Origin of the sequence: Tardiphaga sp. 20_F10_N6_6, assembly GCF_052076045.1 — a bacterium.
Lineage (GTDB): Bacteria > Pseudomonadota > Alphaproteobacteria > Rhizobiales > Xanthobacteraceae > Tardiphaga > Tardiphaga robiniae.
In genome coordinates this window covers 5,363,337-5,377,976 of sequence record NZ_CP197239.1, presented here as the reverse complement: position 1 = coordinate 5,377,976, position 14,640 = coordinate 5,363,337, and the positions used below count along the sequence as shown (strand labels likewise).

Here is a 14,640-nt window from a genome sequence, read left to right as displayed (position 1 = left end):
TTCCCAAATTGGAGCACCATCACATGGCAGCCAAAGACGTTAAATTCTCCGGAGACGCGCGCGATCGCATGCTGCGCGGCGTCGACATTCTCGCCAACGCCGTCAAGGTCACGCTCGGTCCGAAGGGCCGCAATGTCGTGATCGAGAAGTCGTTCGGCGCTCCGCGCATCACCAAGGACGGCGTCACCGTCGCCAAGGAGATCGAGCTCGAGGACAAGTTCGAGAACATGGGCGCGCAGATGCTGCGCGAAGTCGCCTCGAAGACCAACGACACCGCAGGCGACGGCACCACCACCGCCACCGTGCTGGCCCAGGCCATCGTCCGTGAAGGCGCCAAGTCGGTTGCTGCCGGCATGAACCCGATGGACCTCAAGCGCGGCATCGATATCGCCGTCGCCGCCGTCATCAAGGACATCACCAAGCGCGCCAAGCCGGTTGCGTCTTCGGCTGAAGTCGCCCAGGTCGGCACCATCTCCGCCAACGGCGACGCTGCCATCGGCAAGATGATCGCCCAGGCAATGCAGAAGGTCGGCAACGAAGGCGTCATCACGGTTGAAGAGAACAAGTCGCTCGAGACCGAAGTCGACATCGTCGAGGGCATGAAGTTCGATCGCGGCTACCTGTCGCCCTACTTCGTCACCAATGCCGAGAAGATGACCGCCGAGCTCGAGGACGTGTACGTCCTGCTCGTCGAGAAGAAGATCTCCAGCCTGCAGGCCATGCTGCCGGTGCTCGAAGCCGTGGTGCAGTCGGGCAAGCCGCTGCTGATCATCGCTGAAGACGTCGAGGGCGAAGCCCTCGCCACCCTCGTCGTCAACCGCCTGCGCGGTGGCCTCAAGGTTGCTGCCGTCAAGGCACCGGGCTTCGGCGATCGCCGCAAGGCGATGCTGGAAGACCTTGCGATCCTGACCGGCGGTCAGCTCGTCTCGGAAGATCTCGGCATGAAGCTGGAAAGCGTCACGCTCGCCATGCTCGGCCGCGCCAAGAAGGTCGTGATCGACAAGGAAAACACCACTGTCGTCAACGGCGCTGGCAAGAAGCCGGCGATCGAAGCCCGCGTCAATCAGATCAAGGCGCAGATCGAGGAAACCACCTCGGACTACGACCGTGAGAAGCTGCAGGAGCGTCTGGCCAAGCTTGCAGGCGGCGTCGCGGTGATCCGCGTCGGCGGCGCGACCGAAGTCGAAGTGAAGGAAAAGAAGGATCGCGTGGATGACGCGCTGAACGCCACCCGTGCGGCCGTTCAGGAAGGCATCGTCCCCGGCGGCGGCACTGCGCTGCTGCGTGCCAAGAAGGCCGTCGGCCGTCTCACCAACGAGAACGCCGATGTGCAGGCCGGTATCAACATCGTGCTGAAGGCGCTGGAAGCTCCGATCCGCCAGATCGCCGAAAACGCCGGCGTTGAAGGTTCGATCGTGGTCGGCAAGATCCTGGACGAGAAGTCCGAGACCTTCGGCTTCGACGCACAGACCGAAACCTATGTCGACATGGTCGCCAAGGGCATCATCGATCCGGCCAAGGTGGTGCGTACTGCACTGCAGGACGCCGCCTCGGTTGCCGGCCTGCTGGTCACCACCGAAGCCATGGTCGCCGAACTGCCGAAGGAAGCTGCACCGGCGATGCCGGGCGGTGGCGGCGGTATGGGTGGCATGGGCGGAATGGGAGGCATGGGCTTCTAAGCCCTGCTTTCACGCTCAACTGCATTGTGATCGAAGGCCGCCTCCGGGCGGCCTTCTTTTTTGCCCTGATACAATGCGCCTGCGACTTATGGCCTTTCGCCTTGGTCGCGGTTCTGATTCAATCCCGTGATTAATCTCGCATGGGCGGAATCAGATAAATTCGCCCGGAGACACGTCGATAACGTCCAGGGACTTTTGAAATGCGCGCGCTTCATCTTTGTCTGCTCGGCCTTACGGTCACCGCCTCGGTTGGGACCGTCCACCACGCCTTCGCGCAGGTGAAAGCCGCGCCGAAGAGCCAGCCGGCAGGCCCCGAGACGCGCTATTTCACCTCGATCGACGGCGTCATGAACGGCAATGCCGACGTGATCCTCCGGGAGACGCGGCAGGGCAAGGCCGTCACGGCCGCGACGCTTGATGTCTGCTATCCCGCCGAGAAGGGCAGCGACCGCAAGGATCGCTTCGTCGCCAATCTCACGGTCAGCGGTTCGACGCTGACCGGCGCAACGCAGACCCAGGTCGACAAGCTGCCGGTGACCATCAAGCTGAACCGCCGGCCGACCGGCGACACGTTCGAATTCAAGGGGCAGATCTCGGTCGGTCAGACCAACAACAACGTGACCTCCTCGGACAATTCCGATCAGAGCGAGAAGGAATTCCAGGACAATCAGTCCACCGACGACAATATCGCGCCCGCGCCGAAGGATTTCACCGAAGTGTCGCCCGAAGCGATCGCGGTCAAGATCAAGCTCGAAGCCGCGCTCGATTTCGTGCGCACGCTGCGTGGGCAGAGCGTCGAGGTCGCGTTGAACAGCCTGGCCGTATCGTGCGATGCACTGCGCGCCGGCGAGCAGGTCATCAGCCTCGCCATCGATCCGGAACGCGCCGCGACGTTCGTCGCCAAAACCAAGACCTATCCCGGCGTCGTCAATGTCGGCTGGACCACGGGCGCTATCGACATGGATCGTACCGTGCGCTTTGCAGCCGCCGACTGGCGCGATGGCGACAAGATCAATCGCGACAAGGTTGCGACGGCGCTGGCGAATGTGCTCGCCAGGACCATGTCGGGCAAACCTGCCGCCGCGTCATGGGACGACGAGACCGGAAAGCTCAAGCTGACCTTCAAGCGCCCGAGTCAGGTTCTGCCCGCGCTCGAATTGACGGAGACGGTCGAGGTCAACGCGATCATCGCTCCCGACAAGCCCGGCACGACGGATAAGCTGATCCTGTGGGTCAGCACGCCGTCAGTAACAACCGCGGATGAGAACTCGGGCGCGAAGCTGGCTCTCGCGGATTCGCCGACGGCCGATGAAGAGAGCGATCCGCGCGACGACAACGGCGCGGTTGCGGCCGTCGCGGCGGAGTTCAAGGCACAGCGTTGGGATGCAGATAATTCGAACTGGAAGTGAGTGACAGCATTCTGCTCAGCCGTCGTTAGCAATGCCGAAGCGTAGGATGGGTAGAGCGCCTTCGCGAAACCCATCAACCAAAATCGTCGAAAGCGATGGGTTTCGCTGCGCTCTACCCATCCTACGCGAGCCGCTCTAGTTCGTATTCAGCCGAAACCGCAGCGACTTCGGCCCGACGAACGTCACTGCATCACCGCGCCGCTGCCAGTTGGTGGCCGCGCCGAGATCGGCGATCAACTGATCGTCCATCGCGGCCTGTGCGTCCGAGCAGCTGCGTTGCTCCATCGCGCCGGCGACGAAGACGACGGTGTTGCCAGCGACCGAGAACTGGCCCTTGCCGCCCTTGCACCACAACTCCACCCGCGCCTCGCCGGCGTCGCCGATTTCGAGATTGGGAATCCGCTTCGAGCCGGGCTGACGCTGTGCATCCAGAGTCATTTCCATGCCAAATGGAAACTCGTCGGCGGCATGCGCAGGGACGACAATCAGAAACGCAGCACCGGCAAGAGCGGCCCGCAGCAAAGTGGTCATGGCAGTCATACGAATTCTCGGCGTGATGGGATCGGCGACAATGGCCGCGGTTCTACGCGCGGCCACGACGGTTGACCAGAACCGTCGGGAAACAATATGGCGCGACAACGAAAAATCCCCGCGGCCTTGCAGCCACGGGGATTCGTCATTGAGTCGTTGCGTGCGCCCTACGGCGCCAGAACCATCAGCGTGAACGGATAGACATAGGCCTGCAGCATCACGAACAGGCCGACCATGCAGGCCAGCACGATCGAGTGCCAGAACACGAAGCGCAGGATGGTGCCCTCATGCCCGAACCAGTTGGTCGCGGTGGACGCCACAACGATCGATTGCGCGTCGATCATCTTGCCCATCACGCCGCCGGACGAGTTCGCCGCGCTCATCAGGATCGGCGACAGACCGAGCTGTTCGGACGTGATCCTCTGCAGGTTGCCAAATAGCACGTTCGATGCGGTGTCCGAACCGGTGAGCGCCACACCGAGCCAGCCAAGCAGTGTGCCGAAGAACGGGTACAGCACGCCGGTGGCAGCGAAGGCCAGACCGAGCGTCGCGTCGACACCCGACAGGCGCGTGAGCGTGCCGATGGCCAGCATCGCCGAGATGGTGATCAGCGAGTAGGCACAGATCTTGATGGTGCGGCCATATTCCACAATCATCTTCGCAGGCGAAAAGCCCATGATGAAGCCGGAGATGATCGCAGCCAGCAACATGCCGCTGCCGGTATAGGAAACGTAAGTGAACGCGAACACCGCGCCTTCCGGCGTCGGCTTGGCGGCCACCGGCGGCACCTTGTTGATCATGTTGTGCAGTTCAGGCACTGGAAAATTCCAGGAGAAGATCGGGTTGACGATCCCCTTGAACCAGTTGGTGCCCCAGACCAGCAGGATGACGCAGAGGATGATCCATGGGGTCAGCGCGCTCCAGACCTGAGCCGAGGTCAGCTTCTCCGTGCTCATCGGTTTCACCGGCGGCACGGTGGACGCGGAATCGTCGTGCTGGCGCAGCGCGGCCGAGGTCCAGATCGTCTTGGGCTGCCAGACCTTCAGGAACAGGATCAACGCGCCCATCGAGATCAGCGAGGCGCCGATGTCGACGATCCACGGATTGATGAAGTTCGAGATCACGAATTGCGGGATCGCGAAGGAGAGCGCGGTAACGAGGATGGCAGGCCAGACTTCCTTCATGCCCTTCCAGCCGGCAAAGGCCCAGACCACCCAGAACGGCACGATCATGGAGAAGATCGGAAGCTGGCGACCGACCATCGCGCCCAGGATGAAGGGGTCGAAGCCGGTGACGGTGGCGAGGCCCTGGATCGGCGTGCCGAGCGCGCCATAAGCGACGGGCGCAGTATTGGCGATCAGCGACAGGCCCGATGCTGCCAGCGGCGAGAAACCGAGGCCGATCAGCACGGCGCCGGTGACAGCCACCGGCGTACCGAAGCCCGACGCGCCTTCGAAGAACGCGCCGAACGAAAACGCGATCAGCAGGATCTGCAGGCGGCGATCATTGGTGACGCCGCCGATGGCGCGCTGCAGCACCTCGAAGCGGCCGCTGTCGACCGTGAGGCGATACATGAAGATGACGTTGAGGACGATCCAGCCGATCGGGAAGAAGCCGGTGACGACGCCGAGCGCCGATGCGCGAAGCGACATATTGGCGGGCATCGTGAATGCGTAGATCGCCACAAGATTGGCCAGCACCAGCGCAATGATCGCAGCGATATGTGCCTTGACCTTGTTGGTCGCGATCAGCACCAGCAGGACGACCACCGGTATCGCGGCTACAAGCGTCGAGATCGTGGAGCTATTGAATGGATTGTAGACCTGATTCCACATGGCCGTTTTCCCCCTTTATATTATTGCAGCGGCTCGATCGTTATCGATCGGCAAATTGCTGATTGTTCACTTGCGAGGGCATCCACGATCGGTCAAAGCCGATAGCGCCCATAGGCTACGCGAATGCGAGGCCCCCATGCCTCGCTTTTTGTCATGCTAGGGTGAATCACAGTTTCGCGACAAGGTGCCGCAGGCCATCAAACCAGCTACTTTAGTCTAAACGCTGGAATTCATTTTTGATCTTAAGGGCTTAGGGCCCTCCTCCCGGAGACGACCTGTGAATAACATCCGCTCCACGCTCGCGACCGTCTGGCGGATCGCGGTTCCTTATTTTCGTTCCGAGGACAAATGGGCGGGACTCGGACTCCTCACGGCGGTGATCGCCATCGAGCTGGCGGTGGTCGGTCTCAGCGTTTTGTTCAATCGCTGGAACAACACCTTCTACAACGCACTGCAGGACAGAAACCTCGACGTCTTCACCTATCAGCTCGCTTACTTCAGCGTGCTTGCGGCAATCAACATCGCACTCAAGGTCTATCAGCTCTACCTCAACCAGTGGCTCCAGATCCGCTGGCGGCGCTGGATGACCGAGCGCTATCTCGGCAACTGGCTCGCCGACGCCAACCACTATCGCATGCAGCTGCAGGGCGACGCTGCCGACAACCCGGATCAGCGCATCGCCGAAGACGTGAAGCTGTTCGTGGAGAAGACGCTCGACATCGGCATCGGCCTGCTGAGTTCGGTCGTCACGCTGTTCTCCTTCGTGATCATCCTGTGGGGCCTGTCCGACGCGGCGCCGCTGCATGTGTTCGGTCGGGATATCCCGATCCCCGGCTATCTCGTCTGGGGCGCGCTTGTTTACGCCGTGATCGGCACCGCGCTGACGCACTATATCGGTGCACCGTTGATGGCACTGAATTTCCAGCAGCAGCGCTATGAAGCGGACTTCCGCTTCAATCTGGTGCGTGCGCGCGAAAATGCCGAGCAGATCGCTCTGCTGCGCGGCGAGCCGGTCGAGCGCCAGCGACTCTCGACCCGCTTCCAGCTGGTCGTCGGCAATTGGATCGACATCATGCGCCGCACCAAGAAGCTGACATCCTTCACGGTCAGCTATCAGCAGATCGCGATCATCCTGCCCTATGTTCTGGTCGCGCCAGCCTATTTTGCGGAGAAGGTCCAGCTCGGCGCCGTGATGCAGACTGCGGATGCGTTCGGCACCGTGCAGGGTGCGCTTTCATTCTTCGTCACAGCCTATCGCACACTGGCGGAATGGCAGTCCGGCGTGATGCGCCTTGATGGCTTCGAGACAGCCATTGCCAACGTACAGGCGCTGACGACCAAGGCCGATATCGTTCACGCCACTGAGACCGGCACCAGTGACATCGCACTGAGCGATCTGACGCTCACCCTCCCCAACGGCGCTCCCATGGTGCAGACGCCGGGCTTCAGCTTCCGCCGCGGGGAACGCACGCTGTTTACGGGCCCATCGGGCTCCGGAAAATCTACGCTGTTTCGCGCCATCGCCGGCATCTGGCCGTTCGGCAAGGGCAAGATCTCGATCCCCGCGGATGCGGCGGTCATGATGCTGCCGCAGCGGCCGTATTTTCCGGTCGGTACATTGCAGGATGCGGTGGCCTATCCTGCCGGGACCGACGCGTTCAGCCCACAGGAGGTCGCCGATGCCGTCAGGTCCGTGGGTCTGCCTGCGCTGGCGACCCGGCTTGACGAAGATGGCCACTGGAATCGCATGCTGTCGCTCGGTGAACAACAGCGTCTCGGCGTCGCCCGCGCGCTGCTGCAAAAGCCGCAATACCTCTTCCTTGACGAGGCGACCGCGTCGCTCGACGAACCATCGGAAGCGGCTTTGTACCGGCTGCTGGAAGACAAGCTGCCTGGCACGACCATCGTTTCGATCGGCCACCGCAACACGCTCGATGACTTGCATCAGCGCAAGGTGTCGCTAACGCGGTGCGGCGATCACTTCGCGCTGGGAGATGCAAAGGCCAGGACGGAAACCGCCTGAGGCGTGACACGCCCCGCTAAAGCCAGTGCCGCGGCCAGTCGCGGCCTGCCGCATAGCGATGCCAGACAAACGTGAAGCTCGCGAGCAGCAGCGCGCCGACCAGCACCGGCGCGAGCAGGAACGTCCACGGTAGTGCGTGAGACACCACCAGCAGCGGGTTGATCCCGGCGGGCGGGTGGAATGTGCCGGTGACATACATCGCCAGCACAGCGAGGCCGACTGCCATGGCGGCGGCCCAGGCATGGGGGCCGGTCAGCTTGAGCACCGCGAGCCCTACCAGCGTCGCGACGATGTGTCCGCCGACCAACGCGCGCGGCTGCGCCGGCTCGGCTTCGGGTGAGCCGATCACGAGGACGATCGAGGTCGCAAAGGGGATGATGACCAGCGGATAATGCGCAACGGCCGAGAAGAACTCCATCACACCGATGGCAATCCCCGCCCCCAGCCCGGCAACGGCACCAGCCAGCGCATTGCGATGATTGTTGCGACGGATCGTCTTCGCTGCGCGCCGCAACCAGTCCCGATTCATGGAAGCTCTATCCCAAAAGAAAAGGGGCGGCAGATTGCTCTGCCGCCCCTTCGATCTCAGTCGAAATGCTTACTTCAGGTTGGTCATCGCGGTCAGGTCAGCCGACAGCTTGACGATGCCGGTGGCGCCGCACCAGCTCGAGCCAGCGCCCGACGGGTTGATCGCGGTGAAGTTGGTGCCAGCGGCAGGAGCCGTGAAGTCCGAAGTGAAGGCGTTGCAATCACCCTTGGACAGGTTGGTGTCCGAGTAGCGCAGGTCAAGCGTGAAGACCTTGTAGGTGAAGCCGATGCCGATGTTCCAGGTGTTGTAGTCGGCGTACTTGATGCCGTTCGGGAAGGCGACGGTACCGTAGAAGGAATCCGAAGTGCCGAGCCACTGGCGACCGAACTCGCCCGAAACGTAGGAGCCGATGCCGGTCGAACCGAACCAGGTCGACGGCGCGATCACCTTACCGGTGATCGAAGCATAGGTACCTTCGGCGCCGGTGTTCAAGAAGTTCGGCGAGTAGAACGCGTTGCCGCCCAGCGAGAAGTAGTCGTTGAAGGTGTAGTTGAGCTTGGCATAGCCTTCGTAGAAGCTTGCGTTCTTCTTGGCGACGCTGCCGTTGGGCAGCGCGACAGCGGAGAGATCGCCACCGCAGAAGGCGGGGGTGTTGAAGCACTGGCCGCCCGGATAGCCGTAATAGAAGAAGCCGAAGTCGAACGCTGCTGCGCCCCAGGTCGGGCGGATACCGAAGTAGCCATCGAGTTCCATCGACGCGCGGTTCGGGAAGGCGATGCTCTCACCGGAGACACCAGCGTAGATCTGGACGTCCTTGGTGATGTTGTAGCGCGGCTCGAAATAAGCTGCGACCGAACCCTTGTTGCCGTTCGACTGGGTGATACCGCGGAACACGTAGTTGCTCATGACGGCAGCGCCGAAAGCGATGTCCCAAGGATCGTAGGCGGCCACGATCGGCGGCGCCTTCTTGTACATCTTCGCGCCCAGATCGGCTGCGGAAGCCGAGCTCATCCCCATGGCGAGCACCGCAGCAGAGGCGACAACAATTTTCTTCATGACATTCCCCATCACTTTTGAAACCAGAGGCAGTTCCGTGTCTGAAAGACGGCGAGACCGCGAAATTCATCGACTGAACGCAACTTTGAGGCGCAAAGCCGCAGTGGTGAAGGAAAAAAAACGAGCAAGTGCCGCCTAAATAGGCGTTCTGACGTTTCCGTGAGAGGTTGTGGCGCGGTGTTGCAAAAGCACAACGTTTTTGGAGGGATTCCAGCCCGAAAATACCACCACGGGGAATTACTACTGACTGGGAATTGTGGATTGCCGTCCGTGGAGCGGTTAACAGCTGCCCGTCAGAGCCTCCGGGGCCGACGATCACTCGAATCGCCTGCAAATTCAGGACACCCGGGCATCGGTTGAAATACGCATGCGCGACAGAGCCTGACCAAGCAAAAACCGCAGCGGCGAGCGCTGCGGTTTTCCGGAGTTTATTGGCGCGTCAGGAACGCGGACTTGATCCGGTTCGACTATCTGGTTTCGTCGTGATCGGGCGACGTATCGCCAGGAGATTCGATTGCCGTCGTCTCGCCTGAAGAATGCCCTTCGACCGGTGACGGATCAGGCTCCGGCGTCGCCCAGCTCGGTGTCTCAGCGATTGCCGGTGCGACCGGCTGGGGCTTGGGAGCACGCGGCTTGCGCGGCGGCTTCGGCGGCAGCGCGACCGGCGCTGGAGCTTCTGTCATAGCGGGCGCGGGCGCCGTGCTCGACAACAGCGTAGAAGGAACCTTCACTGACTTCTTGGCAGCTTTCTTCGGTGTTGCTTTCTTGGCGGCCTTTTTCGGCGCAGCCTTCTTCACTGCCTTCTTGGCGGGAGCTTTCTTCGGCGCCTTCTTGGCAGACTTCTTCGCGGCCTTCTTGACGGTCTTCTTGGTGGCTTTCTTGGCCGCCTTCTTCACCGTCTTCTTGGCTGATTTCTTCGCAGCCTTCTTGGCCGCTTTCTTCACAGCCTTCTTCGCGGATTTCTTGACTGACTTCTTGGAGGACTTCTTCGCGGGTTTCGCCGCCGTCAAAAGCTTCTTCTGCTTTTTCTTGTCCTTCTTCGACTTCTTGCCTTTAGCCATCGTGGTCCTCCTGTTGGCGCCGATCCAAAAGGGACCGGCGTTTCAAGTCTTCCGCGCCAGCGCGGGGCCAGTTTAACGCGGGGCCGTTGTCACAATTAGATCAGTTCAATCCTGGCCTGGGACCGCCTGTCGCCCAATCGAGTAGCTCAATCGTATGTACGACCGGGACTGAGGTCCCTCCGGCGATCTGAACCATGCAGCCGATGTTGCCGGCAGCGATGATATCCGGCTTGACCATCGCGATGTTGGCGACCTTTCGATCGCGCAACCGGCTCGCAATATCAGGCTGGAGAATGTTGTACGTCCCCGCCGAACCGCAACACAAATGGCTCTCTGGGATATCTTTCACCACGAATCCATTCTTGGAAAGCAATTCTTTGGGAGCCTGTGTGATTTTCTGCCCATGCTGCAGCGAACACGCCGAGTGATAGGCGACGACAAGGTCGCTTTGTTTGTCAGGCTTCGGCAGATCCATGGCGCTGACATACTCGCTGATATCCTTCGCCAGCGCAGAGACCTTGGCGGCCGGCGCGGCGAACTCAGGGTCCTCGCGCAGCATGAAGCCATAGTCCTTGATAACGGTTCCACAGCCGGACGCCGTGACCAGGATGGCGTCGAGACCGCCCCGGTCTGCCTCCCCGAGCCAGACGCCGATATTGGCCTTGGCCCGCGCCAGCGCATCCCCGTCGCGGCCGAGATGATGGGTCAGCGCACCGCAGCACTGTTCGTCCCGGACCAGCACGACCTCGACGCCATGGCGGGTCAAAAGGCTGATGGCGGCCTGGTTGATCCGCGGCGCCAGCACCTGCTGGGCGCAGCCCTGCAGGAGTGCGACCCGGCCACGGCGAGCGCCGATAGCGGGAAAAATGCTGCCACCCGATGGACCGGCGGCGGGTAACTGCTTCGGCGCCATCGTCAGCATCGCCTTCACGCGGCTAAGCAGGTTCGGGTTGGATTGCTTGCTGGTCGAGGGCAGCAGCGCCGCCAGCGGCCGCGCCAGCCGGGCCATTGTCATGCTCAGGCGAAACAGACCGGGGCGTGGCAGTACCCAGGCCAGCACGTCACGCAGCAATCGCTCGGAGAGCGGCCGGGTGTAGTCCTTCTCGATCTTGACCCGCGCCTGATCGACCAGATGCATGTAGTTCACGCCGGACGGGCAGGTCGTCATGCAGGCCAGACACGACAGGCAGCGGTCGATATGCTTGACCACCTCCTGAGTCGGCTTCTGGTCCTTTTCCAGCATCTCCTTGATCAGGTAGATGCGGCCGCGCGGACTATCGAGTTCGTCGCCGAGCAGCACATAGGTCGGACAGGTCGCCGTGCAGAATCCGCAATGCACGCATTTGCGCAGGATCTTGTCGGCCTCGGCAATATCCGGATCGGCCAGTTGGGTCGGAGTGAATTCGGTTTTCATGTCGCAAGTCTTTCAAGTACCAAGGCCACGCGACATCCGGCCGCGATTGAGAATGTTCTTTGGATCAAAGCTGTTACGCACACGCTCGCCGAGCGCCGCGATGCCTTTGGGCTGCGGATGAAACACATCAACGGCACGGCGCACATCTTCCGGCGCGCGGATCAGCGTCGCATGGCCACCGGCTGCATTGACCAGCTTGCGGAGCTGCGCTGCCTGCGCATCGGCCGATGGCGGTAGCGCCGCCCAGATTAACCCGCCGCCCCAGTCATAGATCACCTCGCCTTGCGAGCCCTTGGCGATGGCTTGGCCAAGTGCACCGCCGGATGCCGGCGGCGTCACGATGCGCCATACCGGCCACATCGCGCGCGGACCGCTGGCTGCGAATGGCGTCACGTCACGGACAGCCGCCCACAGCACCGCGGATGCAGCGTCTTCAAGTATCTCGGCCACGCCGAATGACTTCAGCGTCGTGCTCAGTGACACCGCACGCTGCGACGCAGACGCGGTGATGCCTTCAAGGCGGATCAGCGTCGCCGACTGGTCGGGCGACGCGATCTCGCCAAGCGCCCCCTGCGTGGTGCGCAGCGCCGAGCCCGGCAGATGCGCGGCACCTGAGACATCGAAGGGCGACCCCAACGCCGCGGTCATCGCCTTGTTGGCTGCGATATCATCGAGCCCGCGCAGCACCAGGGTGCGTTCGCTCTCTGCCCGCGGCATGACCTTGAGGGTCACCTCCGTCATCACGGACAGCGTGCCCCACGCGCCGGCGAGCAGCTTGCAGACATCGTAGCCGGTGACATTCTTCACCACCCGGCCGCCGGCCTTGTAGCTGTCGCCGAAGCCTGACACTGCATGCACGCCGAGCAGATGATCGCGCGCGCCGCCGGCCTGAATGCGCCGTGGCCCGGCGAGCCCGGCCGAGATCATGCCGCCGATGGTGCCCATATCCGGCGTGCCCAGGAGCTGTGACGTGTTCATCGGCTCGAACGAAAACTGCTGATTCTTGGAATCGATCAGCGACAGCACGTCGGCCATCGGCGCACCGGCCTGTACGGTGAGGATCAATTCGTTCGGCTCATAGGACGTCACCGCATTCAGCGCCGACAGATCGAGCACCGCATTGGTCGCAATGGGCTGGCCGACCATGCGCTTGCTGCCATGACCGATGATTTCCAGCGGCTGCTCGCTTGCAATTGCCGCGCGCACCGCCTGCTCGACGTCCTGAGCGTCGCGTACTTTCAAAATGTCCACGATAGATGCCCTACACGCTGTAGATTCCCTCCCCCCTTGCGGGGGAGGGTTAGGGAGGGGGGTAGCCACACGCTCCGGAGATTGGGGTTCCCCCCCTCCCCGGCCCTCCCCCCTAGCGAAGCTTTGCTTCGCGCGGAGGGGGGAGGGAGCACTTTGTCCGCGCGTGCTGCAAAAGCAGATGGCACTACTAACTTCACAGTTCTCATCATCAAAACCGCGGCAGATCGGGAAACGCCAGCTTGCCGCCATGCACATGTACGCGGCCAAGTTCGGCGCAGCGATGCAGCGTCGGAAACACCTTGCCGGGATTGAGCAGACCCTGCGCATCGAAGGCGCATTTGATGCGCTGCTGCTGATTGAGATCGACCTCGCTGAACATCTCCGGCATCAGGTCGCGCTTCTCGATGCCGACTCCGTGCTCGCCGGTCAGCACGCCGCCGACCTCGACGCACAGCCTCAGAATATCTGCGCCGAAATCTTCCGCGAGCTGCAACTCGCCGGGCTTGTTCGCATCGTACAGAATCAGCGGATGCAGATTGCCATCGCCGGCATGAAACACATTGGCGACGCCGAGGCCGTATTTGGCAGACATCTCCTTCATGCGACGCAGGACGAGTGGCAATGCCGCACGCGGAATGGTGCCGTCCATGCAGAGATAGTCCGGCGAGATGCGGCCCACCGCGGGGAAGGCCGCCTTGCGGCCGGACCAGAATAGCAGGCGTTCCTGTTCGGAGGTCGATATCTGGCAGGTGGTCGAACCGCAGCCGAGCGCGATCTTCTCGACGCGCTTGATGAGTTCGTCGACTTCGACGCCTGGGCCGTCGAGCTCGATGATGAGCAAGGCTTCGACGTCCAGCGGATAGCCTGCATGCACAAACGCTTCCGCGGCATGGATCGCCGGCTTGTCCATCATCTCCATGCCGCCGGGAATGATGCCGGCGCTGATAACATCGGCAACGCATTGGCCGGCCTGCTCGACCTCAGCGAAGCCAATCATCAGCGCACGCGCCGTTTCCGGCTTCTGCAGGATGCGCACGGTGATTTCGGTGATAACACCCAACAGGCCCTCGGAACCGGTTATGATCCCCATCAGGTCGTAGCCCGATGTCTCTGCGGTCTTGCCGCCAACGCGAATGACTTCGCCCGACATCAATACGATCTCGCAGCCGAGCAGATTGTTGGTGGTCATGCCGTATTTGAGGCTGTGCACGCCGCCGGAATTCTCCGCGACATTGCCGCCGATCGAGCACGCGATCTGCGACGACGGATCCGGCGCGTAGTAGAAGCCCGCATGCGCCACCGCCTGGCTGATGGCGAGATTGGTGACGCCGGGCTCGACGACGACGGCGCGGTTGTCGAAATCGATCTCGCGCACGCGCTTGAACTTGCCGAGACCAAGCAGTACCGCGTCGGCCAGCGGCAGCGCGCCACCAGACAGCGACGTGCCCGAGCCGCGCGGCACCACCTTGATGCCGTTCTCGTGACAATATTTCAGAACTTTGGAGACCTGTTCAGTCGTATCGGGCAACACGACGACCATCGGCGGCTGGCGATAGGCCATCAGCCCATCCGACTCATAGGGCAGCATTTCCGCAGCACTGGAAATCACCCCCTCACCCGGCACCAGCTTTCGCAATGCAGCGATAATGGCCTCGCGCCTTGCGAGGACAGCCTGATCCGCCGCCGGCATCATGATGGTCATTGAACGCGCACTCCCGAAGATCGCAGCGATCACTCGGCTGCTTTGCCATGAATCAACCACGTCCGTGTGGCTTTGGGTAGCTTACCAAAGCATGACGCGTCGCATGGTGCCGGAACGCGCGGCAGCCGCCATCGCACTTGTGGACTACTC

The 14,640-nt window shown here is 62.0% G+C and carries 11 protein-coding genes; 3 read left to right on the top strand and 8 right to left on the bottom strand.

From position 1 onward, the window contains the following. Positions 1-23: 23 nt before the first annotated feature. Together groL and AB7813_RS25705 are read left to right on the top strand one after the other, a co-directional pair. A complete protein-coding gene (gene groL / locus AB7813_RS25710; protein WP_068733597.1) occupies positions 24-1,679 on the top strand; it encodes a chaperonin GroEL in 1,656 nt (551 codons plus the stop codon). Between the two features lie 200 nt (positions 1,680-1,879). Continuing rightward, positions 1,880-3,088, top strand: coding sequence for a hypothetical protein (locus tag AB7813_RS25705; RefSeq protein ID WP_439057271.1), 1,209 nt, complete (start codon positions 1,880-1,882; stop codon positions 3,086-3,088). Positions 3,089-3,223: 135 nt separating this feature from the next. On the opposite strand, the gene AB7813_RS25700 is transcribed toward AB7813_RS25705, so the two are convergent. Both AB7813_RS25700 and AB7813_RS25695 read right to left on the bottom strand, forming a co-directional pair. Beyond that, positions 3,224-3,619, bottom strand: a complete 396-nt coding sequence (locus tag AB7813_RS25700) for an META domain-containing protein (RefSeq protein WP_439060427.1) — start codon at positions 3,617-3,619, stop codon at positions 3,224-3,226. A gap of 167 nt (positions 3,620-3,786) precedes the next feature. Continuing rightward, positions 3,787-5,454: an L-lactate permease gene (locus AB7813_RS25695; protein ID WP_089261934.1), complete on the bottom strand. Its 1,668-nt coding sequence runs from the start codon at positions 5,452-5,454 to the stop codon at positions 3,787-3,789. 277 nt (positions 5,455-5,731) lie between these two features. Here AB7813_RS25695 and AB7813_RS25690 point away from each other — a divergent pair, with 277 nt between their 5' ends. Next, positions 5,732-7,477: an ABC transporter ATP-binding protein/permease gene (locus AB7813_RS25690; protein ID WP_439057270.1), complete on the top strand. Its 1,746-nt coding sequence runs from the start codon at positions 5,732-5,734 to the stop codon at positions 7,475-7,477. Positions 7,478-7,493: 16 nt separating this feature from the next. On the opposite strand, the gene AB7813_RS25685 is transcribed toward AB7813_RS25690, so the two are convergent. The 6 genes from AB7813_RS25685 to AB7813_RS25660 form a co-directional block, all read right to left on the bottom strand. Further along, positions 7,494-8,006 (bottom strand): HPP family protein, encoded by a 513-nt coding sequence (locus tag AB7813_RS25685; protein WP_089261937.1) that lies wholly within the window; start codon positions 8,004-8,006, stop codon positions 7,494-7,496. A 69-nt stretch (positions 8,007-8,075) separates the two neighbouring features. Continuing rightward, complete coding sequence (locus AB7813_RS25680; RefSeq protein ID WP_089261939.1) at positions 8,076-9,062, bottom strand: TorF family putative porin; 987 nt, start codon at positions 9,060-9,062, stop codon at positions 8,076-8,078. Between the two features lie 467 nt (positions 9,063-9,529). Next, a complete protein-coding gene (locus tag AB7813_RS25675) occupies positions 9,530-10,123 on the bottom strand; it encodes a hypothetical protein (RefSeq protein WP_441228716.1) in 594 nt (197 codons plus the stop codon). A 100-nt stretch (positions 10,124-10,223) separates the two neighbouring features. After that, a complete protein-coding gene (gene glcF / locus AB7813_RS25670; RefSeq protein ID WP_439062293.1) occupies positions 10,224-11,537 on the bottom strand; it encodes a glycolate oxidase subunit GlcF in 1,314 nt (437 codons plus the stop codon). A 12-nt stretch (positions 11,538-11,549) separates the two neighbouring features. Then, the gene (locus tag AB7813_RS25665; RefSeq protein ID WP_309947146.1) at positions 11,550-12,788 is read right to left on the bottom strand and encodes an FAD-binding protein; all 1,239 of its coding nucleotides are present in this window, start codon (positions 12,786-12,788) and stop codon (positions 11,550-11,552) included. A gap of 208 nt (positions 12,789-12,996) precedes the next feature. Continuing rightward, entirely contained in the window at positions 12,997-14,490 is a 1,494-nt protein-coding gene (locus AB7813_RS25660) for an FAD-linked oxidase C-terminal domain-containing protein (RefSeq protein WP_309947417.1), read from the bottom strand. Between the last annotated feature and the right edge of the window lie 150 nt (positions 14,491-14,640).